This is a genomic window from Clostridium kluyveri (genome assembly GCF_001902295.1).
In the GTDB taxonomy this organism is placed as follows: domain Bacteria; phylum Bacillota; class Clostridia; order Clostridiales; family Clostridiaceae; genus Clostridium_B; species Clostridium_B kluyveri_B.
On the sequence record NZ_CP018335.1, the window covers coordinates 1,670,600 to 1,691,049 of the forward strand.

The 20,450-nt window shown below is 31.1% G+C and carries 22 protein-coding genes; 21 read left to right on the forward strand and 1 reads right to left on the reverse strand.

Annotated elements, in window-relative coordinates:
* Window positions 1–180 precede the first annotated feature (180 nt).
* The 17 genes from BS101_RS08215 to BS101_RS23255 all read left to right on the forward strand — a co-directional run bounded on the left by BS101_RS08215 (window position 181) and on the right by BS101_RS23255 (window position 15,434).
* A complete protein-coding gene (locus tag BS101_RS08215) occupies window positions 181–1,059 on the forward strand; it encodes a YicC/YloC family endoribonuclease (protein WP_073538389.1) in 879 nt (292 codons plus the stop codon).
* Window positions 1,060–1,074: 15 nt separating this feature from the next.
* Window positions 1,075–1,353, forward strand: a complete 279-nt coding sequence (gene remA, locus BS101_RS08220) for an extracellular matrix/biofilm regulator RemA (protein ID WP_012101753.1) — start codon at window positions 1,075–1,077, stop codon at window positions 1,351–1,353.
* A complete protein-coding gene (gene gmk, locus BS101_RS08225; protein WP_073538390.1) occupies window positions 1,350–2,015 on the forward strand; it encodes a guanylate kinase in 666 nt (221 codons plus the stop codon). The genes remA and gmk overlap by 4 nt, the downstream gene beginning before the upstream one ends.
* Window positions 1,957–2,175 carry a DNA-directed RNA polymerase subunit omega gene (rpoZ, locus tag BS101_RS08230; RefSeq protein ID WP_012101755.1) on the forward strand — a complete coding sequence of 73 codons (219 nt, stop codon included), beginning with the start codon at window positions 1,957–1,959 and terminating at the stop codon, window positions 2,173–2,175. Before gmk ends, rpoZ begins: the two co-directional genes overlap by 59 nt.
* Window positions 2,172–3,365 (forward strand): bifunctional phosphopantothenoylcysteine decarboxylase/phosphopantothenate--cysteine ligase CoaBC, encoded by a 1,194-nt coding sequence (coaBC, locus tag BS101_RS08235; protein WP_073538391.1) that lies wholly within the window; start codon window positions 2,172–2,174, stop codon window positions 3,363–3,365. The genes rpoZ and coaBC overlap by 4 nt, the downstream gene beginning before the upstream one ends.
* Before the next feature lie 99 nt (window positions 3,366–3,464).
* Window positions 3,465–5,666 carry a primosomal protein N' gene (priA, locus tag BS101_RS08240; RefSeq protein ID WP_073538392.1) on the forward strand — a complete coding sequence of 734 codons (2,202 nt, stop codon included), beginning with the start codon at window positions 3,465–3,467 and terminating at the stop codon, window positions 5,664–5,666.
* 110 nt (window positions 5,667–5,776) lie between these two features.
* The gene (def, locus tag BS101_RS08245) at window positions 5,777–6,220 is read left to right on the forward strand and encodes a peptide deformylase (protein ID WP_073538393.1); all 444 of its coding nucleotides are present in this window, start codon (window positions 5,777–5,779) and stop codon (window positions 6,218–6,220) included.
* Between the two features lie 15 nt (window positions 6,221–6,235).
* The gene (gene fmt, locus BS101_RS08250; RefSeq protein ID WP_073538394.1) at window positions 6,236–7,168 is read left to right on the forward strand and encodes a methionyl-tRNA formyltransferase; all 933 of its coding nucleotides are present in this window, start codon (window positions 6,236–6,238) and stop codon (window positions 7,166–7,168) included.
* A gap of 18 nt (window positions 7,169–7,186) precedes the next feature.
* Window positions 7,187–7,867: a zinc metallopeptidase gene (locus BS101_RS08255; protein ID WP_073538395.1), complete on the forward strand. Its 681-nt coding sequence runs from the start codon at window positions 7,187–7,189 to the stop codon at window positions 7,865–7,867.
* Window positions 7,868–7,938: 71 nt separating this feature from the next.
* Window positions 7,939–9,270, forward strand: a complete 1,332-nt coding sequence (gene rsmB / locus BS101_RS08260; RefSeq protein ID WP_073538396.1) for a 16S rRNA (cytosine(967)-C(5))-methyltransferase RsmB — start codon at window positions 7,939–7,941, stop codon at window positions 9,268–9,270.
* Window positions 9,271–9,279: 9 nt separating this feature from the next.
* On the forward strand, window positions 9,280–10,359 hold the full coding sequence (rlmN, locus tag BS101_RS08265; RefSeq protein ID WP_073538397.1) for a 23S rRNA (adenine(2503)-C(2))-methyltransferase RlmN: 1,080 nt from the start codon (window positions 9,280–9,282) through the stop codon (window positions 10,357–10,359).
* Window positions 10,331–11,071, forward strand: coding sequence for a Stp1/IreP family PP2C-type Ser/Thr phosphatase (locus tag BS101_RS08270; protein WP_073538398.1), 741 nt, complete (start codon window positions 10,331–10,333; stop codon window positions 11,069–11,071). The genes rlmN and BS101_RS08270 overlap by 29 nt, the downstream gene beginning before the upstream one ends.
* Window positions 11,046–12,962, forward strand: a complete 1,917-nt coding sequence (gene pknB / locus BS101_RS08275; protein WP_073538399.1) for a Stk1 family PASTA domain-containing Ser/Thr kinase — start codon at window positions 11,046–11,048, stop codon at window positions 12,960–12,962. Before BS101_RS08270 ends, pknB begins: the two co-directional genes overlap by 26 nt.
* A 28-nt stretch (window positions 12,963–12,990) precedes the next feature.
* A complete protein-coding gene (gene rsgA / locus BS101_RS08280) occupies window positions 12,991–13,854 on the forward strand; it encodes a ribosome small subunit-dependent GTPase A (RefSeq protein ID WP_073538400.1) in 864 nt (287 codons plus the stop codon).
* Window positions 13,855–13,893: 39 nt separating this feature from the next.
* Window positions 13,894–14,544: a ribulose-phosphate 3-epimerase gene (rpe, locus tag BS101_RS08285; protein ID WP_073538401.1), complete on the forward strand. Its 651-nt coding sequence runs from the start codon at window positions 13,894–13,896 to the stop codon at window positions 14,542–14,544.
* A 1-nt stretch (window position 14,545) separates the two neighbouring features.
* Entirely contained in the window at window positions 14,546–15,181 is a 636-nt protein-coding gene (locus BS101_RS08290) for a thiamine diphosphokinase (RefSeq protein ID WP_073538402.1), read from the forward strand.
* 97 nt (window positions 15,182–15,278) lie between these two features.
* On the forward strand, window positions 15,279–15,434 hold the full coding sequence (locus BS101_RS23255) for a hypothetical protein (RefSeq protein ID WP_198039574.1): 156 nt from the start codon (window positions 15,279–15,281) through the stop codon (window positions 15,432–15,434).
* A 138-nt stretch (window positions 15,435–15,572) separates the two neighbouring features.
* On the opposite strand, the gene rpmB is transcribed toward BS101_RS23255, so the two are convergent.
* The gene (rpmB, locus tag BS101_RS08295) at window positions 15,573–15,764 is read right to left on the reverse strand and encodes a 50S ribosomal protein L28 (protein ID WP_012101769.1); all 192 of its coding nucleotides are present in this window, start codon (window positions 15,762–15,764) and stop codon (window positions 15,573–15,575) included.
* Between the two features lie 188 nt (window positions 15,765–15,952).
* On the opposite strand from rpmB, the gene BS101_RS24365 reads away from it, so the two are divergent.
* The 4 genes from BS101_RS24365 (at window position 15,953) to recG (ending at window position 20,410) form a co-directional block, all read left to right on the forward strand.
* Window positions 15,953–16,087, forward strand: a complete 135-nt coding sequence (locus BS101_RS24365; protein WP_265874145.1) for a hypothetical protein — start codon at window positions 15,953–15,955, stop codon at window positions 16,085–16,087.
* A 143-nt stretch (window positions 16,088–16,230) separates the two neighbouring features.
* The gene (locus tag BS101_RS08300) at window positions 16,231–16,581 is read left to right on the forward strand and encodes an Asp23/Gls24 family envelope stress response protein (RefSeq protein ID WP_012101771.1); all 351 of its coding nucleotides are present in this window, start codon (window positions 16,231–16,233) and stop codon (window positions 16,579–16,581) included.
* Between the two features lie 17 nt (window positions 16,582–16,598).
* The gene (locus BS101_RS08305) at window positions 16,599–18,266 is read left to right on the forward strand and encodes a DAK2 domain-containing protein (RefSeq protein WP_073538403.1); all 1,668 of its coding nucleotides are present in this window, start codon (window positions 16,599–16,601) and stop codon (window positions 18,264–18,266) included.
* A gap of 104 nt (window positions 18,267–18,370) precedes the next feature.
* On the forward strand, window positions 18,371–20,410 hold the full coding sequence (gene recG, locus BS101_RS08310) for an ATP-dependent DNA helicase RecG (protein ID WP_073538404.1): 2,040 nt from the start codon (window positions 18,371–18,373) through the stop codon (window positions 20,408–20,410).
* The last annotated feature ends 40 nt before the right edge of the window (window positions 20,411–20,450 follow it).

Sequence of the window (20,450 nt, forward strand, 5' to 3'; positions counted from 1 at the left end):
TATTCTTTTATTATGGGCATTTTATGTTATAATCGTTTTAAAGTTATAATTTATCTCATTTATACAGGAATTTAGGGATTTTTAAATCTTCCACTAGGAATTACCTTGAAATTATTATTAGTATTTATGTATAATTAATATGGATTCATAAGGTTATATATGTGGAAGGATGAAATTATAATGATTAGAAGTATGACTGGATTTGGAAGAGGTACTTTAGAAGATGAGAATCAAAGTTTTATAGTGGAAATGAAAAGTGTAAATCACAGATACTGTGATTTGAATGTTAAAATGCCTAAAAGTCTTATGCTTTTAGAAGATAAAATGAGAAAAGTCATATTACAAAGAATAAATAGGGGTAAGGTGGATATAATTGTAACTCAAAGGAGTTCTAGTAATTATGGTACAAAAGCCGTATTGGATGAAGGTTTAGCGGATAGCTATGTAGAATGTTTTAATAGAATCAAGGAAAAATATGACATAAAAGAAAATATACCCCTAAGTCTTGTGGCTAAATTTCCAGAGGTAATAACGTTAAAAAAGGAAGAAGAAGATGTGGAACATATCTGGAAGTATCTATCACAGGCTCTAAATGATGCACTTTCCATGCTTGTAGATATGAGAGAAAAAGAGGGAGAAAAGCTTGAGAAAGATCTATCTAAAAAATGTAATTACATTTTAAGTTTATTAATTGAAGTAGGAAATAATTCTCAGGAAGTGGTAAAAGATTATAGGAATAAACTTTCCCAAAGGCTAAGGAATTTATTAGAAGAATATCCGGTGGATGAAAGTAGAATTGAAATGGAAGTGGCCTTATTTGCAGATAAGTCTAGTATCGATGAAGAAATTGTAAGATTAAATAGTCATATAGTTCAATTTCAGAAGACTTTAACTGTAGATGAACCTGTAGGAAGGAAGCTTGATTTTATATTACAGGAAATGAATAGGGAAGCAAATACTATTGCTTCAAAATCTACAAATTTAAATATAACTAAAAGCATATTAGAAATAAAAAATGAAATAGAAAAAATAAGAGAACAAATACAAAATGTGGAATGAACTAGGAGGAAATATATGGGTATAAAGTTAATAAATATAGGCTTTGGGAATATTGTCTCAGCTAATAGATTAATAGCTATAGTTAGTCCAGAATCTGCGCCTATAAAGAGAATAATTCAAGAGGCGCGAGATAGGGGTATGCTTATAGATGCTACTTATGGCAGAAGAACAAGAGCTGTTATAATAACAGACAGTGATCATGTAATACTATCAGCAGTTCAACCTGAAACAGTAGCACATAGATTGTCAACTAAAGGTGAAGAAGATGAAATTAGTGAGGTTGAAGCACAATGAAAAAAGGGCTTTTAATTGTTATATCAGGGCCTTCTGGAACTGGCAAGGGGACAATATGCAAAGAATTAATCAGCAAAAATAATTTTTGGATGTCCATTTCAGCCACTACAAGATCCCCAAGAAAGGGAGAGGTAGATGGAATAAACTACTATTTTTTTACTGAAGAAATTTTTAAGGCCAAAGTGGAGAATAAAGATTTCTTAGAATATGCAAAAGTATATGGAAATTATTATGGAACTCCTAAATCTGAGGTTTTAAAGGCAATAGATGAAGGAAAAGATGTGGTGCTTGAAATAGATATTCAGGGGGCCTTAAAAGTAAAGGAAGCTTATCCTAAAGGAGTATTTATATTTATACTTCCACCTTCAATGGAAGAACTTAAAAACAGGATTATAAAAAGAGGCAGTGAAACGCCAGAGTCTCTTATGACCAGATTTAAATCAGCGTATAAGGAAATCAATTATGTATCAAAATACAATTATGCGGTTATAAACGATACTATTGAATGTGCAGTAAAAAATATAGAAAGCATAATTGCTGCTGAAAAGTGCAGAGTAGATAGAATTAAAGATGAAATATTAAGTTCCAAGGAGGGCGTTACTTATGAACAACTCGATGATAAATCCATCTATTGTGGATTTATTGAAAAAAGTGGAGAATAGATATACTCTAGTTACCATGACTGCTAAAAGGGCAAGACAATTAATTGAAGGTTCTGAAGCTTTAGTAGATATAGATTCAACTAAACCTGTAACCATAGCTATTAAAGAAATAAGTGATAGGGCAATTACTTATGAAACTGTAAAAGAAGGTATTAAATGATGAAAGGCGAGAAAAAAAACATAGTTATAGGTGTAACAGGTGGAATTGCAGTATATAAATCTCTGGATGTTATTAGCAAATTGAAGAAAAAGGATTTTCAGATAAAGGTAGTAATGACAAAAGCTGCTGCAGAGTTTGTAACTCCCTTGAGTTTTCAAACTTTAAGTCAAAATATAGTAAATATTGATATGTTTTGTGAACCTGAAGCTTGGGATATTCAGCATATATCTCTTGCTAAAGAAGCGGATTTGATGGCAATAATTCCAGCTACTGCAAATATAATAGGCAAAGTTTCAAATGGTATAGCAGATGATCTTTTGACTACAACTATTATGGCTACCAAAGCTCCTGTAGTTTTTGCTCCTGCAATGAATACCAATATGTATAATAATCCTATTGTACAGGACAATATAAACAGGCTTAGGAAATTAGGCTATGAATTTATAGAACCATCTACAGGAAAGCTTGCTTGCGGTGATGTAGGCACAGGTAAACTTGAAAATACGGATTCTATAGTACAGGTAATTGAAAATATGCTCTATGATATAAAAGATTTAAGAGGAAAAAAGGTTGTGGTAACTGCAGGACCTACAAGAGAAGACCTAGATCCTGTAAGATATATAACTAATAAATCCTCTGGAAAAATGGGATATGCCGTAGCAGAGGAAGCCAGAGATAGAGGGGCAGAGGTAACTCTTATTTCAGGCCCTACAAATATAGAAGTCCCTTTTGGAGTTAACTTTATAGGTGTAAGTACAAATGAAGAAATGTTAAATGCAGTGCTTAAGGATTTTGATAAACAGGATATAATAGTAAAAGCTGCGGCTGTATGTGATTATAAACCTAAAATTTATTCAGATAAAAAGATAAAAAAGAATGAAAATGAATTTTTACTACCTTTAGTTAAGGATATAGATATATTAAAAAGATTAGGTCAATTGAAAGATAAACAGATTTTGGTGGGATTTGCCGCTGAAAGCAATGATTTACTTGAAAATGCGGAGAAAAAATTAAAAGCTAAAAATTTAGATTATATAGTTGCCAATGACATAACAGGTTCTGATATTGGATTTTCTTCAGATGATAATAAAGTAACTATATTGTTTAATAATGGAGATAAAGTAAGTTTAGATAAGATGAATAAAAGGCAAGTTGCCAGAAGAATATTTGATATAATAATGTCTAGATAATTTAATTTTTTAGGTATTTTAAAATATAAAGTTTATTGTTTGAGAGGGATTGGCATTTAACATACCTCTCTTATTTGATGTTTATTTAAGGGTGATTAAGTGTATATATATGCAGGTGTAATTGTAAATAACAGTTTTATAAAATTAGATAAAATTTTTACCTACAAAATACCAGAAAAATTAAAAAACAGAGTAGAGATAGGTTTTAGAGTAAAAGTTCCTTTTGGCAGGGGAAATAAAAAATTAGATGGGTTTATAGTTAGACTCTATGGTAAAGAGCAGGAACAAATAGAGATTAAAGAGATTATTGATATCTGTGATGATTTTTCACTTTTCACTAAAAAAGATTTAGAGCTTATAGAAAATATGAGGGAAAAATATTTATGTACGTATCTTGAGTGTATAAAAGTATTTATACCACCAGGAATATTTAAAGGTATAAAAAATAAGAAGAAAAATTTAATCTTTATAGGGAGGAAACTAGAAGAAAAATTTAATAAAGAACCTTATAAGAGTATTTATGAATTAATAAAGAAGAATAATGGGCTGTATACTAAAAATTTTATAAGTAAAAATTATAATATATCAATGTCCTCTCTAAATACTATGATAAAATATGGGTTTCTTTTATCAGATGAGAAAATTATAAATAGATATAATACAGTTCAATATGAAAGCTATTCAAAGAAAAAACTAAATAAAGAACAACAAAATGCGGTGGATAAAATAATAAGTTCTAATAAAAAAATATTCTTAATTCATGGAGTTACAGGAAGTGGGAAAACTGAAATTTATATGCACATAGTAGAAAAAGCCTTGGAAGAAAATAAGGAATCCTTGGTATTGGTTCCTGAAATTGTACTTACACCTCAAATGGTTGAAAGATTTAAAGGTAGATTTGGAAAAGATATTAGTGTGGTTCACAGCAAACTTTCAGAGGGTGAAAGATATGATGAATGGATGAGAGTAAAACAGGGAAAGGTAAAGGTTGCCATAGGTGCAAGATCTGCAATTTTTCTTCCATTTAAGAATTTAGGTTTTATAATAATAGATGAGGAACATGAAGGAAGTTATAAATCAGACAGCAATCCCAAATATAATGTTAGAGAAATAGGGGAAATGAAATGCAGTCAATATGAGTGTAAAATGATACTAGGTTCAGCTACCCCTTCCGTAGAGACTTATTATAGATGTAAAAGGGGAGAAATTGAACTTATAACTATAGAAAATAGAGTAAATGGAATAAAAATGCCTGAAGTGGAAATTGTTGATATGAGAGAGGAACTTTTAAATAATAACAAGTCCATGTTTAGTAGAGCTTTGTATGAGGCTATTTGTGATAGACTGATAAAAAAGGAACAAATAATATTATTTTTAAATAGAAGAGGATATTCCACTTTTGTATCCTGTAGAAAATGTGGGTATGTTTTTAAATGTAATAATTGTGATATATCCTTTACCTATCACTATGATAAAAAAAAGCTCATGTGTCACTACTGTGGAAGTGTAAGTGATATACCAAAGATGTGTCCTAAATGTTTTAGTAAATATGTAAAGTATTTTGGGCTTGGAACAGAGAAAGTAGAACAGGAAATAAAAAAATTGTTTCCAGAGGCGAATATACTTAGAATGGATTTTGATACCACAAGAAGTAAAAATTCTTATGAGAATATTTATAACAGATTCAAAAATAAACAAGCAGATATATTAATAGGTACTCAAATGGTAGCTAAGGGTTTGGACTTTAAAGATGTGACTCTTGTAGGTGTTATAGCAGCGGATGTGTCTATTAATCTACCAGACTTTAGAGCAGCAGAAAGGACTTATGAGCTTATAACTCAAGTTTCAGGAAGAGCTGGAAGAGGGGAAAAGTCAGGAAAAGTAATTGTTCAAACTTATAATCCTGAAAATTATAGTATAAGATGTGCAGCTAGTAATGATTATAAGAGTTTTTACCAGGAAGAAATCAGTATAAGGGAAAATATGGAATATCCACCTTTTGTAGATTTACTTCTTATAAATATGAGTAGTAAAAATGAAAATTTATTAATAAAAAATATACAAAATGTTGGCATATTTTTAAAAAATATGTGGGAAAAGAATGATAAAATTACACTACTAGGTCCTTGTCCCTGCCAAATATCAAAGATAAAGGAATTATACAGATGGCAGATAATATTAAAGGGACAAATAAGAAGAGATGATGCAAAAAATATTAGAAAAACAGTTTATCATTTGTTGAAACATGTTTATAATGATATAAGAGTTAGTATAGATATGAATCCAAATAATATGTTGTAGGTATAGAGTTGTTAAATTTAGATGAATTCATATAAAGAAAGGAGTTGAATAAACTGCACAATATTTATAAAATTTTTACATTTTGTAAATATTTTCATGCGGTAAAATATATGGCTTTGAGAAATGTTATAAAATATGGGGATGAGCTTCTTAGAAAAAAAAGCAGAAAAATAGATGTTATAAATAATAGAATACTTACACTGCTTGATGATATGGAAGAAACTTTGTATAAAGAATGTGGAGTAGGACTTGCAGCACCACAGGTAGGAGTTTTGAAAAGGGCTGTAGTAATAGATATAGGTGAAGGTATATTTAAACTTATAAACCCTGAAATTATATATTCTGAAGGAAGTTATATAGATGTGGAAGGATGCTTGAGTATACCAGAAATCCAGGGAGAGGTAAAAAGGCCAAAGAAAGTAAAAGTAAAGGCTTTAAATGAAAAAGGAGAAGAAGTAATAATAGAAGGAGAAGATTTGCTAGCTAGGGCATTTTGTCATGAAATAGATCATTTAGATGGGATACTGTTTGTAGATAAGATGATAAAAAAATAGGGAGGAAATAAGTATATGGATATAGTTTTCATGGGCACTCCTGATTTTTCAGTACCTTCTTTGAAGAGATTAGTGGAGGAATTTCAGGTTAGAGCTGTAGTTACACAACCGGATAGACCAAAGGGTAGAGGCAGAAAAATGACTTTTTCCCCAGTTAAAGAAGAGGCTCTAAAGTATAATATACCGGTGTATCAGCCTACAAAATTGAAAGATGATAGAGAGATAATAGATGCTTTAAAAAAAATAAAACCAGAATTTATAGTTGTGATTGCCTATGGACAACTACTTACAAAAGAAATATTAGATATACCTAAAATAGGATGTATTAATTTACATGCATCCCTACTGCCTAAGTATAGAGGGGCAGCACCTATAAACTGGTGTATTATAGAAGGAGAAGAAAAAAGTGGTAACACTACCATGTTTATGGATACAGGATTGGATACAGGAGATATTCTCCTGAGTAGTACTTTTGAAATTGGAGAAAATATGACTGCAGGAGAGCTTCACGATATACTGATGGAAGATGGGGCAGAACTTCTGGTACACACATTGAAAGGATTAAAAGAAGGCACAGTTAAGAGAAAAAAGCAGGGAGAGTCTCCTACAGCATATGCAAAAATGCTTAGTAAAGATATGGCAAAAATAAATTGGAATTTGAGCAGTAAAAAAATAAAATGTTTTGTAAGAGGTTTAAATCCATGGCCTATTGCATATACTCCATATAAACAAAAAAATATGAAAGTATATGAAGTTGCAGTATTAGATGAAATATCAAAAAAAGAAGCTGGATATATATTAGATGTAGGTAAGGAAGGAATAAAAGTGGCCTGTGGAGAGGGAGTTGTATTAATAAAAAAAATACAATTTCCAGGTGGAAAACCTATGGAAGTTAAGGAATATATAAAAGGTCATTCTATAGAAAAAGATATTGTACTAGAAAAATAATTATAGGAGGTGTAAGTTATGTTTTATTGGGATAGCAGTTTTATCATACTAATACCTGCACTCTTGGTAGCAGCTTGGGCTCAATATAGGGTATCCTCTACTTTTAATAAGTATTCAAAATATAAAAGTCTTAATGGATATACTGGAGCACAAGTAGCTAGAATGTTATTAGATAGCAGTGGTCTTTATGATGTGCCTGTAGAGTTGATACCGGGAAAGCTAAGTGACCATTACGATCCGGGAAAGCGAGTTATGAGATTATCACAGGAAGTATATCATGGAAATTCTGTGGCATCAATAGGTGTGGCAGCTCATGAAACCGGCCATGCCATTCAACATAAAAATAGATATTTACCTCTTGTTATTAGAAATTCTATTGTACCGGCAGTTAATTTTGGTTCCAATGCTTCCTGGATATTACTTATAGCAGGATTTATTTTAGGAATTAGAAGTCTTGTTACAATAGGAATATTTTTATTTACATTAGTTGTTTTATTTCAGATAATAACCCTCCCAGTAGAATTGAATGCATCAAACAGAGCATTAAAGATATTGGAAGGAAAAGCTATACTTTATTCAGAGGAACTGAATGGGGCAAGATCTGTTTTAAGAGCTGCAGCTATGACATATGTAGCAGCAGTGTTAACTGCTGTAGCTAATTTACTTAGACTTATATATATAAGCAGAGATAGAAGTTGATAAAGATATCTTAAAGTTTTTGTGGAATTTATTTGATTAAATAAATATATATTTTTAAATAGAGGTAGAATATGAATAGTGCTAGAAGTGTAGCTGTGGAAGTTGTTAAAAAAGTACTTTATGATAATGCATATTCCAGTATAGTTTTAAATAAATATTTAAATAAATTTGATTTGAATAAAAAGGACAGGGCTTTAATTACAGAGTTGGTATATGGTACTTTAAAGTATAAATATACTATTGACTGTATATTAAAGAACTTTATAAAGAGCAATTTAGAGAAAATGAATAAAGATATATTAAATATGCTTAGGATTTCTATATATCAGTTAAGATATCTGGATAAAATTCCTGAGTTTGCGGTGGTAAATGAAGCTGTAGAATTTTCCAAAAATATTTCTTTTAAACTTTCTAAACTGGTAAATGGAGTACTTAGAAATTATTTAAGAAATAAGAGTAATTTATTTTGTGGAAATAAAGAGGATAAAATAGATAGAATATGTTTTGAATATTCTTTTCCCAGATGGATGGCTGAACTTTTTATTAATCAGTATGGAGAAGAACTAGGGAAATATATAATGGGTTCACTAAATGTTGTGCCAAAAGTTACAGTAAGGATAAATACTTTAAAGACTGATTACAAACATGCATGGAATGAATTGATTATTAATGGATATGATGTAAAAAGGGGCAATGTATATAAGGAAGCTCTCATAATAAATAAGGGTAGTAATATAGAGTTAAATCCTCTTTTTGAAAAAGGGCATATTACAGTACAGGATGAAAGTGCAATGCTTGTATCTTATTTTATGGATATTGAAGAAAATATGACAGTTTTAGATTTGTGCAGTGCCCCAGGAGGAAAGTCCTGTCATATAGGAGAATTGATGAAAAACACAGGGAATGTACACTGCTATGATCTATATGAGGGCAAATTATCGCTTGTTAGGCATAATGCAGAAAGACTGGGTATTAAAAATATAGCTTGCAAAAAGCTAGATGCTGCAAAGTATTTAGAAAGCCTTAAAGATACAGCAGATAGAGTTCTTATTGATGTTCCCTGTTCGGGGTTTGGAATAATAAGGAAAAAACCTGAAATTAAGTGGAATAAAAAAGAAGATTCATTGAGAGATTTAATAGAAATACAGAGAAAGATTATTTTAAATGCTGCAAAATATGTAAAGATAGGTGGTAAGCTTATATATTCTACCTGCACTTTAAATAAGAAGGAAAATGAGGAGAATATAAACTGGTTTATTTCTCGAAATCCCCAGTATAAATTGGATAAATTATATTGTGGGGACTTTCATAATATAATTTATCATGAAGAAGGGTATATGACTATATTGCCTGATAACCATATGGATGGGTTTTTTATTGCAAGATTGATAAAACAGAGGTAGGTGCAATATATGTATAACATTCTGGATTTTAATATAGAAGAATTAGAGAATTGGATGAAAGTAAATGATGAAAGTAAATTTAGAGCATCACAAATAATGGATTGGATATATAAAAAAAATCAATATGACTTTAATTATATGACTAATATTTCTAAAAATGTTATAGAAAAATTAAAAAAAAATTTTTATATTGGTATGCCGGAATTAATAGAGAAGCAAAAATCAAAATCACAAGATACATATAAATTTTTATATAAATTTCAAGATAAAAATATTATAGAGACAGTAGTTATGAAGTATAGATATGGAAATTCAATATGTGTTTCTACTCAAGTAGGATGCAGAATGGGATGTAAATTTTGTGCATCCACGGTAAATGGAATGGTAAGGAATTTAACCAGTGGAGAGATATTAGCACAAATCTTGAAATCCCAGACTGAAATAAATGGGAGAATTTCCAATATAGTTTTAATGGGTAGTGGAGAGCCGCTGGATAACTATGATAATATTTTAAAATTTTTAAATATGGTAAATTGCAAATACAGTTTAAATATAGGACAGAGGCATATAACTCTTTCCACCTGTGGTATAGTACCTAAGATAATGGAGTTAGCAGATGAAAATTTGCAGATAACACTTGCTATATCACTTCATTCCCCTGATAACTTTAGTAGAAGAGATATGATGCCTATTGCAAATAAATATTCCATAGAAGAAATAATATATGCCTGTAAATATTATATAAACAAAACGGGGAGAAGGGTTTCTTTTGAATATGCTCTGGTTAAAGGTGTAAATGACAGCCTGGAATTTGCTGAAAGATTAGTTCAATTATTAAAAGGACTGTTATGTCATGTTAACTTAATACCTGTAAACGAAGTTAAAGAAAATGATTTTAAAAAGTCTTCTGAAGATAATATAAAGAAGTTTTACAATAAATTAATTGAAAATAAAATAGAAACTACCATAAGAAGAGAAATGGGTTCAGACATAGATGCCGCTTGTGGACAATTAAGGAGAAGATATTTAGAATCAAAAAGTTATAGAAAGGGTGTAGAAAATGGTGGGGCTCTTGTCAGACGTAGGTAGAGTAAGAAAATTAAATGAAGATTTTGCAGATTTCTATAAGAATAAAGATTTAGGAGTATATGTAATAGCAGATGGAATGGGAGGTCATAATGCAGGAGAAGTGGCAAGTAAAATTGCGGTAGAAACAATTATCTCCTATATAAAGTCTAAAGAGGAGATACATACGGAAGATGATTTGTTGAGAGCTATAAATCTAGCAAATGACAAAATTTATAAATTGTCTAGAACTAACAAAAAATTTGGTGGAATGGGGACAACTATCACAGCTTGCCTGGCTAAAAATGGTGAAATGATAGTGGCTAATGTAGGTGACAGCGGATGTTATACAATAGGTTATAGTGGAATTACAAAGATAACTAAAGATCATTCCCTTGTACAACAGCTGGTAGATGAAGGTAGTATAACTGAAGAGGAAGCAGCTATACATCCCAATAAGAATATAATAACAAGGGCCATTGGAACTAATATATCTGTGGAAGTAGATACTTTTAGGGTGAATCTTCGTGAAGTAAGAAAAGTAATGTTGTGTACTGATGGGTTATCCAATGGGGTAAGCATGAATGAGATGTATGATATAATAGTAAAAAATGACAATAAAAATAGCTGCAGACAACTAATAGAGTTAAGTAACCTTAGAGGTGGGAGAGATAATATATCAGTTATTGTATTTGAAGGGGAGTGTAAAGATGATAGGCACTGTGCTGGGAAATAGATATGAGCTATTGAAAAAAATAGGAGAAGGAGGTATGGCTGTTGTATATAAGGCTAAAGACAATCTTCTCAATAGAAATGTAGCAGTAAAAATTCTTAAGGAACAGTTTTCAACTGATGTAGAATTTGTGGAAAAATTTAAAAGAGAAGCCACAGCAGCTGCCAGTCTTTCAGATAATAATATAGTAAATATATATGATGTAGGATCTCAAGAGGATATAAACTATATTGTTATGGAATGTGTTACGGGAAGAACTTTAAAGCAGATAATAAGAGAAGAAGGAAAAATACCTCAAGATAGGGCAGTGGAAATAGCTATTCAAATAACTAAAGCTTTAAAATGTGCCCATAAAAACAATATTATACATAGAGATATAAAACCCCATAATATTCTTGTAACAGAAGATGGAATAGTAAAAGTAACTGATTTTGGAATTGCAAAGGCTTCAAATTCTGTTACAATAACTAATTCAAATAAAATAATGGGCTCTGCGCATTATTTTTCTCCTGAGCAGGCAAAGGGAGGTTTCTTGGATTTTAGAACAGATATATATTCTCTTGGCATAGTTATGTATGAAATGGTTACAGGTCGGGTACCCTATGATGCGGAAAGTCCAGTATCTATAGCCTTAAAACACATACAGGAACCTGTAGTTCCTCCTAATCAGTTAAATGAGAATATTCCTGAAAGTTTAAATAAATTGATTCTGAAAGCTGTAGAGAAAGAGCCTATAAGAAGATATCAGACTATGGAAGATATGCTCTTGGATCTGCAGAAGATAGAAAATAATCAGAAATTAAGCTTATTAAATGATGATTTTAATAAGGATATGACTCGTATAATGGATCCCGTAGATATAGATGATGATTATAAAAATGAGGATGACTATTATAATGATGAAGAAGGATCAATAGATAGATTCAAGAATAAGATAGCATTAGATCCCAAGAAAAAGAAAATTATACTTATGATAGCTTTATTTATGCTTGTAATAGTTATAGGTGGAGTTTCAGGATATTTTTATAATAAAATATCCAGCAGTTCAAGTGAAGTTACAGTACCAAATATAGTAGGTATGAAGCAGGATGAGGCTAAGAAACTTGTACAGAGTAAAAAGTTAACCTTTGTGGTAAGTGCAACTGAAAAAAGTGATAAAGCCCAAGGTACAGTAATTAGCTGTTTCCCTAAATCGGGAACAAAGGTAAAGTCAAATTCAGAGGTAAGGGTTGTTATAAGTGAGGGGCCTGCTACTTTAGTGGTTCCAAGTGTAATTGGATTAGATCTTGATACAGCAAAGGATCTTATAACAAGCAGTGGACTTAGTGTGGGAAGTATATCTTCTAAATATAGTAATACAGTAGCATGGAATCAAGTTATAAGTCAGGATCCTGAACCGGATTCCAAGGTGGAAAATAATACAAAAGTGAATATTGTAATAAGCAAAGGACCACAAGTTAAGTATGTAACAGTTCCAAGTGTTTATGGTAAAAGCATAGAAGATGCAGAATCTATAATGGCAAATGCAGGACTTAAAGTTGCAAGAAATCCTGTAGATACTTCAGATAAATCTCAAGATGGAATTGTAACTAGCCAAAGTGTAGGAGCATCACAGCAAGTTAAAGAGGGTACTACAGTAACTTTAAATTATTATAAATATACTGAACCCAAAAATACTGAAGGCGAAGGTTCCAATAATGGTGAAGGCTCAAATAACGGCAGTGGCTCAAATAATGGCAGTGGCTCAAATAATGGAGAAGGTTCAAATGACGGCGGTGGCTCAAATAATGGTGGAGGCTCAAACAATGGTGGAGGCTCAAATAACGGAGATGGTTCAAATAATGGTGGAGGTTCCAATAATGGCAGTGGATCTGGCACACCACAAAAGGAATAGAATAATATATTAAATATTAGGAGGAATTATGCGGGGAACTATAATGAAAGGAATAGGAGGATTCTATTATGTAAACACTGATAGGGGCATAATTGAATGTAGGGCAAGGGGAAAATTCAGATATAATGGATTATCCCCTATGGTAGGAGACGAAGTAGAAATTAAACTGGAAAGGGATCAGGGAATTATTGATGAAATTTGTCCTAGAATAAGTCAGTTGAAAAGACCTGCTGTAGCCAATGTAACCCAGGCGCTGGTAGTATTTGCATTTAATCATCCAGAGATAAATGAGGATCTATTGAATAAATTTCTTATAAGCTGTGAATTCAACAATTTAAAACCTATAGTATGTTTCAATAAGTTGGATTTAGCTGATGAGGAAAAGAAATTGGACGTTATAGACATGATTAGGAACACAGGATATGAAGTAATATTTTTAAAGGCAAAAGAAGGGTATGGAATTTATAAGGTAAGAGAAAAGTTAAAAGATAATATTACCGTTTTATGTGGACCCTCAGGAGTTGGGAAATCTACTATTTTAAATGCCATTTGTGGAAAGGAACTTATGGAAACGGGGCAAATAAGTCATAAGTTAAATAGAGGAAAGCACACCACAAGGCATAGTGAGATAATAGAATTAGAAAATGGGTTTATAGTGGATACACCAGGCTTTTCTTCACTAGATATAGGACATATAACTAAAGATAAACTTCAATATTGTTTCCCGGAATTTATAGAATTTATAGGGATATGTAAATTTACAGGGTGCGTTCATCACAAAGAACCTGACTGTGCTGTTAAATCAGCCCTTTATAATGACAAAATAAATAAGAGAAGATATGATTTTTATGTTAAAACTTTAAATGAGATAAGCAGTAAGAAGAAATATTAGATTATTAAACATATTGGTATAAAAGGGGAGAGGTTACCTATGATAAAAATAGCACCTTCAATATTATCTGCAGATTTTTCAAAATTAGGAGAAGAAATAAAATCCCTAGATAAATGTAAGGCGGATTTGGTACATATAGATGTGATGGATGGAAGTTTTGTACCAAATATAAGTTTTGGAATACCTATTATTAAGAGTATAAAACATCTTACCAAAATACCTTTTGATGTACATTTAATGATAGAAGAACCTGCAAGGTATGTAAAGGATTTTGTGGATGCAGGAGCAGATATTATAACGGTACATTTTGAAGCGGATAGACATTTAGACAGAACCATAGATTATATAAAGAGCTTGGGAGTCAAAGCTTCCGTGGCATTGAATCCTGCTACTTTGGTGGACAATGTTAAGTATTTAATACCTAAATTGGATATGATACTTATTATGTCTGTAAATCCCGGTTTTGGGGGGCAAAAATATATAGAGTATTGTGACAGTAAGATTAAGCATGTTAGAGAACTTGCAGATAAGTATAATGAAAATTTAATGATAGAAGTAGATGGAGGTATCACCAAAGATAATATAGCCAGAGTGGTACGTAAGGGGGCCGATGTAATAGTTGCAGGTTCATCTGTATTTAAGGGAGGAGCTATAGAAGATAATATAAGGATATTGAGAGAGGAATTTTAGTATGAAAGTGCTTATAGTATCTGGAGGGACTGCACCCTCCAGAGAACTTATCCAGGAGCAAATTAAGGATAATCCACTGATAATTTGTGCAGATGGAGGAGGAAATTGTCTTTATAATTATAAAATTATACCGGAATATCTTGTAGGAGATTTTGATTCTATAGATGGAAAAGCATTGATGTTTTTTAAAAGCAATAATTGCAAAATAGAAAAATATCCCAGAGATAAAAATTTTACAGATACTGAAATTGCCTTAAATAAGGCCGTAGATTTAAGAGCAGATGAAATAATATTTACCGGGTGTACGGGAAATAGATTAGATCATGTTTTTGCTAATTTAGGACTTCTCTTAAAGTGTAATTATTTAAGTATTAAAGGATATATAAAGGATGAAAATAATAGCATTGAATTATTACAGGGCTCCAAGATAATAAAAGGACATGAGGGACAAACTTTTTCCCTTCACGCATATTGTGACTGTGTTAAAAATTTAAGCATAATAGGAGCAAGATATAAGCTGGATAATTATGATTTGTATATGGGAGATGGAAGGACAGTATCTAATGAATTTTTAGATAAGGATGTAAATATAATATTTGATAATGGAAAGTTACTTTTAATGAGGTCTAAAGATTAGTTTTAATTTAAATATAATAGCTTCTGTTTAAAAATATTGGTAACATATAAGGAGGAACAGCATATAATATTATAAAGCAATTTGTGGGGATAATAACATGAAGAGAAGAACTAAAAAGAAAGTGGGATTAGTAGCTGTATGTATAGGTGCTGGGTTTTTAATGACAGTTATTATCCCTATATGGGGCTGGATAATAGCTGCAGGAGCTGGATTAATTTATTGTGGATGGTACTTGATAGGATGTCATAAATAAGGAGGTAGTTTAATGAAGATTATTGCATTTAAGCTTCCCGGTGCTCTATCTGCAATTATAAAATTCTTTACTAAAAAAAAAAGTAACGTTAGGTAAAACAAAAATGCAATTGTTTATAACAACTGCATTTTTGTTTTTTTATATAGCACGTTGAACCTTTCCAGAACGAAGGCATCTTGCACAAACATGTATAGTTCTCGGTGTTCCCTTAACTATAGCTTTAATCTTTCTTATATTTGGAGACCAGGTTCTTTTAGATTGACGGTGTGAATGGCTGTACTGTACACCAAATACAACGCCCTTTCCGCATATCTCACATTTCTTGGACATTTGAAAACACCTCCTTAACAGTCTTTGAATTTAAACACAAATTATTTTACCACAGAATGTATAATATGTGCAAGTAAATATATAATTTTCTTCAATACAGATATACTATTAAAAAGTAAAACTTTAATATTTGCATGTTGATAATTGTTATTATCAGGTACATAATGGCAATTAATTATTAGGTAAATATGGGAGTTCCATGTATTATTGGCTCCTTGGGAGTAAAGAGCACACTACAAATACCTTTAGATAAAAGTGAATCTGAAGCTCTTGAAAATTCTGCAAAAGTATTAAAAAAGACCATAGCACATTTAAATATTTAATTGATCTTAACCATTAATTAGAAGTATACTCTAATTAATGGATATTTTCCTGAAATCTTACTAGAACTATTGTAGGTTGAATAAATGCTTTGTTTAATATAAAATATGTTTATGGTATTATAGGAATGTAAGGAGGTTTTTATATGATAGGTAGTATTGTTGGAGAAAATGGTTATATCGATTATTCTGAGGAAGTAGTTGCTAATATAGTTGGATTATCAACCATGGAATGCTATGGAGTAGTGGGTATGGCTTCCAAGAATGCAAAGGATGGTCTCTGGGAATTAATAAAGGGCGAAAATTTGAGCAGAGGAGTAAAAATTCGTTCTAAAAATAATGAATTAATGATAGAACTTTATATAATATTAGAATATGGAACAAAAATATCTGTAATTGCAAATAATATAATACAGAGGATAAAATATAATGTGGAAAACTACACAGGACTGAAGGTTTCAACCATTACTGTAAATGTTCAGGGTGTTAGAGTCTAGGGAGGTAATTCGTAAAAATGGAATACTTAAGTATAGATGGACAGTGTTTTTACAATATGATTGTAAACGCTAGTAACAAACTAGAAGAGCAAAAAGATTTTGTGAATTCCCTAAATGTATTTCCTGTACCGGATGGAGATACGGGAACTAATATGTCTTTGACCCTTAAAAGTGCGGTAGTAGAAATATCCAATGTAAAAGGTAAATCTATAGATAATGTATCTAAAGATTTAGCTAAAGGAGCCCTTATGGGGGCAAGAGGAAACTCAGGGGTAATACTTTCACAGATATTTAGAGGTATATCTAAGGGACTCCAGGGAAAAAACAAGGTGAATTCATCAGAATTTACACTAGCTTTAGAAGAAGGTGCAAAGGCTGCTTATAAGGCCGTTATGCGTCCAACAGAAGGTACCATACTGACTATTATAAAAGCTGCAGGAGAAGGTGCTGCAAAGTCTAAAAGGGAAAATGTAACTGAACTTCTGCAGGAAGTATGTGATTATAGTAAAAGAATGTTGGATAAAACTCCTGACATGCTTCCTGTGCTTAAAAAAGCAGGAGTAGTAGATGCAGGTGGCATGGGACTTTTAATCATATTTCAGGGAATGTATGAGGCCTTAAAAGAAGGTATAGAAGAAGTATATTTAAAGAAAGCTGAAGATATAGTAACTAAATCTTCAGCTAAAAGTGTGGAATTAGAAGAAATAAAATATGGATATTGTACAGAATTTTTTATTCATCTTAAGAACTCAGATATAAGTAGTTTTAAAGATAAACTACAGACTCTAGGAGATTCCATAGTAGTGGTAAAGGATGAAGATGTTCTAAAAGTTCATATTCATAGTAATGACCCGGGGGAAATACTGTCTCAAGCAATTAAACTTGGAGAGTTGTCAAAGATAAAAATTGATAATATGAGGCAGCAGCATAGAAATATTTTAAATGCAGATGGTGGTAAAACTCTACTTGAGGATACAAATAAAGATAGTGAAGGAGAAGGATATATTTCTCAAGAAGGTATTCAGGATAAAGAATATGCTTTTATTACAGTAGCTGCAGGGGAGGGTATTAAAAGAATATTTCAGGATTTAGGGGTAGATTATGTAATAGAAGGCGGCCAGACTATGAATCCCAGTACAGAGGATATATTAAATTGTATAAACAAATTAAATGCAGAGAATATATTTGTGCTGCCAAATAATAAAAATATAATTATGGCTGCCAATCAGGCTGCAGAACTTTCAGATAAAGTAGTAAGAGTAATACCTACTAAAACCATACCACAGGGGATAACTGCGATAACGGTTTTTAATCCTGGGGAGGGATTAGAAGAAAATATAAGTACTATGGAAAAGGCTATAAGCACTGTAATCACAGGTTCTGTTACCTATGCAGTAAGAGATACTGAAATAGATGGAAAAGACGTAAAAACAGGAGACATACTAGGGATTATAGAAAGTAAAATAGAGAAGGTTGGGAAAGATATATTTGAAATATGTGATAAAATTATAAGTTACATGGTAAAAGAGCACAGTGAACTTATAAGTATATATTATGGTAAGGATTGCAATGAAGATGAAGTAAATTCTTTTTTAGAGAAGCTTGAAGATAAATATGATGATATAGATATACAGTGTTATAGTGGAGAACAGCCCCTATATTATTTTATAGTTTCTGTTGAATAAAAAAAGCCAGTTAGGGCTTTTTTTATTCTTGCAAATTATTTTAGACTTTTAGTTGAAAAAGAAAAGAATTTTATTATAGAATATATTAAGGGTAGGTGATATATATGAATATATATGATGATATTAAATCTATAAAAGGAGTGGGAGCTGTGACTGCTGGAACCCTAAATAGCTGTTGTATATTCAATATATTGGACCTGATTTTATATTTTCCCAGGGATTATGAAATTATCTCTAGCTGCAGCAATTTAAATAAAGTTGGAACTGGAAAGGTTATAATGGACTGTAGAGTAAAATCTATAGGAAAAGATATAAGGACTAAGAATAAAAAGATACTTTCTACGGTTGTATTTGAAAATGAAAGTGGAACTTTTCAAGGTAAATGGTTCAATCAGCCTTACATGAAAAACAAATTTAGGATAAATAAAGTTTATAGGATAATGGGGAAGATTGAAAGATTTAATGGAAGTATTTCTATTATGAATCCTACTTTGGTTAGTAATGAGGCAAATAGTAAAAAAGAAGATAAGATAATACCAATTTATCCCTTGAAATCTGGTATTACAAATAATATTCTTATAAAACTTATATCTAAAGTGATTCATGAAGTGGATATAGAAGAAAATTTACCTCTTTGGATAGTTAAAAAATATAAATTTTGTAATTTAAATAAAGCTATAAAGGCAATACATAAGCCAGGCAGTATAGAAGAATTGGAAGAAGCAAAAAGAAGACTTAAATTTCAAGAGTTGTTTTCCTATTCCTTGAAAATTTTAATGTTAAAAAATTATCATAGTAAGAATAAAAAGGGTATAGCTTTTAAAATAGTTCCAGAATTAAAAGAATTTAAAAAAAGAATACCCTATGAGCTTACTAAATCTCAGAATAAGGTTATAAGAGAAATATTATTAGATGAAAAAATGGAACTACCTATGAATCGATTGTTACAGGGAGACGTGGGCAGTGGAAAAACTATAGTGGCTATCATAGCTATTTTTAATGTGGCAAAAAATGGGTATCAGGCAGTTTTTATGGCTCCTACAGAAATACTTGCAAAGCAGCATTATGAAGAATGTAAAAAGTTTTTACAAGATACAGGAGTAAATATACAGTTACTTTGCGGCAGTGTTACTGAAAAAAATAAAAAAATATTAAAAGAAGATTTAAAAGAAGGGAAGATAGATATCATAATAGGAACTCACGCTCTCATAGAAGATGATGTGGAATTTAAAAATATAGGAATGGTAGTTACAGATGAACAACATAGATTTGGAGTGGCTCAAAGGAGCAAACTCATAAATAAAGGTAAACATGTAGATACTTTAGTTATGACAGCAACACCTATTCCAAGAACTTTAAGTTTATGCCTACATGGAGATTTAAACATATCTACTATAGATGAACTTCCTCCTGGAAGAAAAAAAATACATACTTATTATACAGATAAAAAATCAAAGGATAGGGTTTATAAATTTGCAGTGGAAGAGATAAAAAAAGGCAGGCAAGTATATGTAGTATGTCCTTTAGTAGAACAAAATGATAATCTACATTTAAGTTCTGTAAAAGAAATTTATGATAAATTGAAAGAAAAATATTTCAAAGACTTAGAGATAGGTGTATTATATGGTAAGATGCCATCTAGTTCAAAAGAAGAAACTATGAATAAATTTAAAAGTGGGGAAATAAAAGCCATTATATCTACAACAGTTATAGAAGTGGGTGTTAATGTACCAAATGCTGCAGTTATGATAATAGAAAATGCAGAGAGGTTTGGACTGGCACAGCTTCATCAGCTGAGAGGAAGAGTTGGAAGAGGAGAATATAAATCCTATTGTATTTTAATCGCAGATATTAAGAATGATTTCATAAGAAGAAGAATGGAAATAATGAAAAGCAGCAATGATGGATTTTTTATTGCAGAGGAAGATTTAAAAATAAGAGGTTCAGGAGAGATCTTTGGATTCAAACAGCATGGGGAAAATGAATTGATTTTTTCAAATTTATTAGAAGATATACATATATTTAAGTTAGCTAATCTAGAAGCAAAGAGGTTTTTAGAAAGCAAAGGAAGTAAAAATGAAAAAATCACAAAAGAGCTTATGGATAAACTACAAAAGGCTTTTAAAATTATAAGTTTTAATTAGCTTAATAATTTAATATAAGAGAGTGTGTAACAACCATTGA

Excerpts from the sequence above, each read along its gene's own strand:
- coaBC (WP_073538391.1), top strand. The coding sequence starts at position 2,172 with ATGATGAAAGGCGAGAAAAAAAACATAGTTATAGGTGTAACAGGTGGA.
- BS101_RS08215 (WP_073538389.1), top strand. The coding sequence starts at position 181 with ATGATTAGAAGTATGACTGGATTTGGAAGAGGTACTTTAGAAGATGAG.
- rlmN (WP_073538397.1), top strand. The coding sequence starts at position 9,280 with ATGTATAACATTCTGGATTTTAATATAGAAGAATTAGAGAATTGGATG.
- BS101_RS08300 (WP_012101771.1), top strand. The coding sequence starts at position 16,231 with ATGATAGGTAGTATTGTTGGAGAAAATGGTTATATCGATTATTCTGAG.
- BS101_RS24365 (WP_265874145.1), top strand. The coding sequence starts at position 15,953 with ATGGGAGTTCCATGTATTATTGGCTCCTTGGGAGTAAAGAGCACACTA.
- BS101_RS23255 (WP_198039574.1), top strand. The coding sequence starts at position 15,279 with ATGAAGAGAAGAACTAAAAAGAAAGTGGGATTAGTAGCTGTATGTATA.
- BS101_RS08290 (WP_073538402.1), top strand. The coding sequence starts at position 14,546 with ATGAAAGTGCTTATAGTATCTGGAGGGACTGCACCCTCCAGAGAACTT.
- def (WP_073538393.1), top strand. The coding sequence starts at position 5,777 with ATGGCTTTGAGAAATGTTATAAAATATGGGGATGAGCTTCTTAGAAAA.
- fmt (WP_073538394.1), top strand. The coding sequence starts at position 6,236 with ATGGATATAGTTTTCATGGGCACTCCTGATTTTTCAGTACCTTCTTTG.
- rsgA (WP_073538400.1), top strand. The coding sequence starts at position 12,991 with ATGCGGGGAACTATAATGAAAGGAATAGGAGGATTCTATTATGTAAAC.
- BS101_RS08270 (WP_073538398.1), top strand. The coding sequence starts at position 10,331 with ATGGTGGGGCTCTTGTCAGACGTAGGTAGAGTAAGAAAATTAAATGAA.
- rpmB (WP_012101769.1), bottom strand. The coding sequence starts at position 15,764 with ATGTCCAAGAAATGTGAGATATGCGGAAAGGGCGTTGTATTTGGTGTA.
- BS101_RS08255 (WP_073538395.1), top strand. The coding sequence starts at position 7,187 with ATGTTTTATTGGGATAGCAGTTTTATCATACTAATACCTGCACTCTTG.
- recG (WP_073538404.1), top strand. The coding sequence starts at position 18,371 with ATGAATATATATGATGATATTAAATCTATAAAAGGAGTGGGAGCTGTG.
- gmk (WP_073538390.1), top strand. The coding sequence starts at position 1,350 with ATGAAAAAAGGGCTTTTAATTGTTATATCAGGGCCTTCTGGAACTGGC.
- BS101_RS08305 (WP_073538403.1), top strand. The coding sequence starts at position 16,599 with ATGGAATACTTAAGTATAGATGGACAGTGTTTTTACAATATGATTGTA.
- rsmB (WP_073538396.1), top strand. The coding sequence starts at position 7,939 with ATGAATAGTGCTAGAAGTGTAGCTGTGGAAGTTGTTAAAAAAGTACTT.
- remA (WP_012101753.1), top strand. The coding sequence starts at position 1,075 with ATGGGTATAAAGTTAATAAATATAGGCTTTGGGAATATTGTCTCAGCT.
- pknB (WP_073538399.1), top strand. The coding sequence starts at position 11,046 with ATGATAGGCACTGTGCTGGGAAATAGATATGAGCTATTGAAAAAAATA.
- rpe (WP_073538401.1), top strand. The coding sequence starts at position 13,894 with ATGATAAAAATAGCACCTTCAATATTATCTGCAGATTTTTCAAAATTA.
- rpoZ (WP_012101755.1), top strand. The coding sequence starts at position 1,957 with ATGAACAACTCGATGATAAATCCATCTATTGTGGATTTATTGAAAAAA.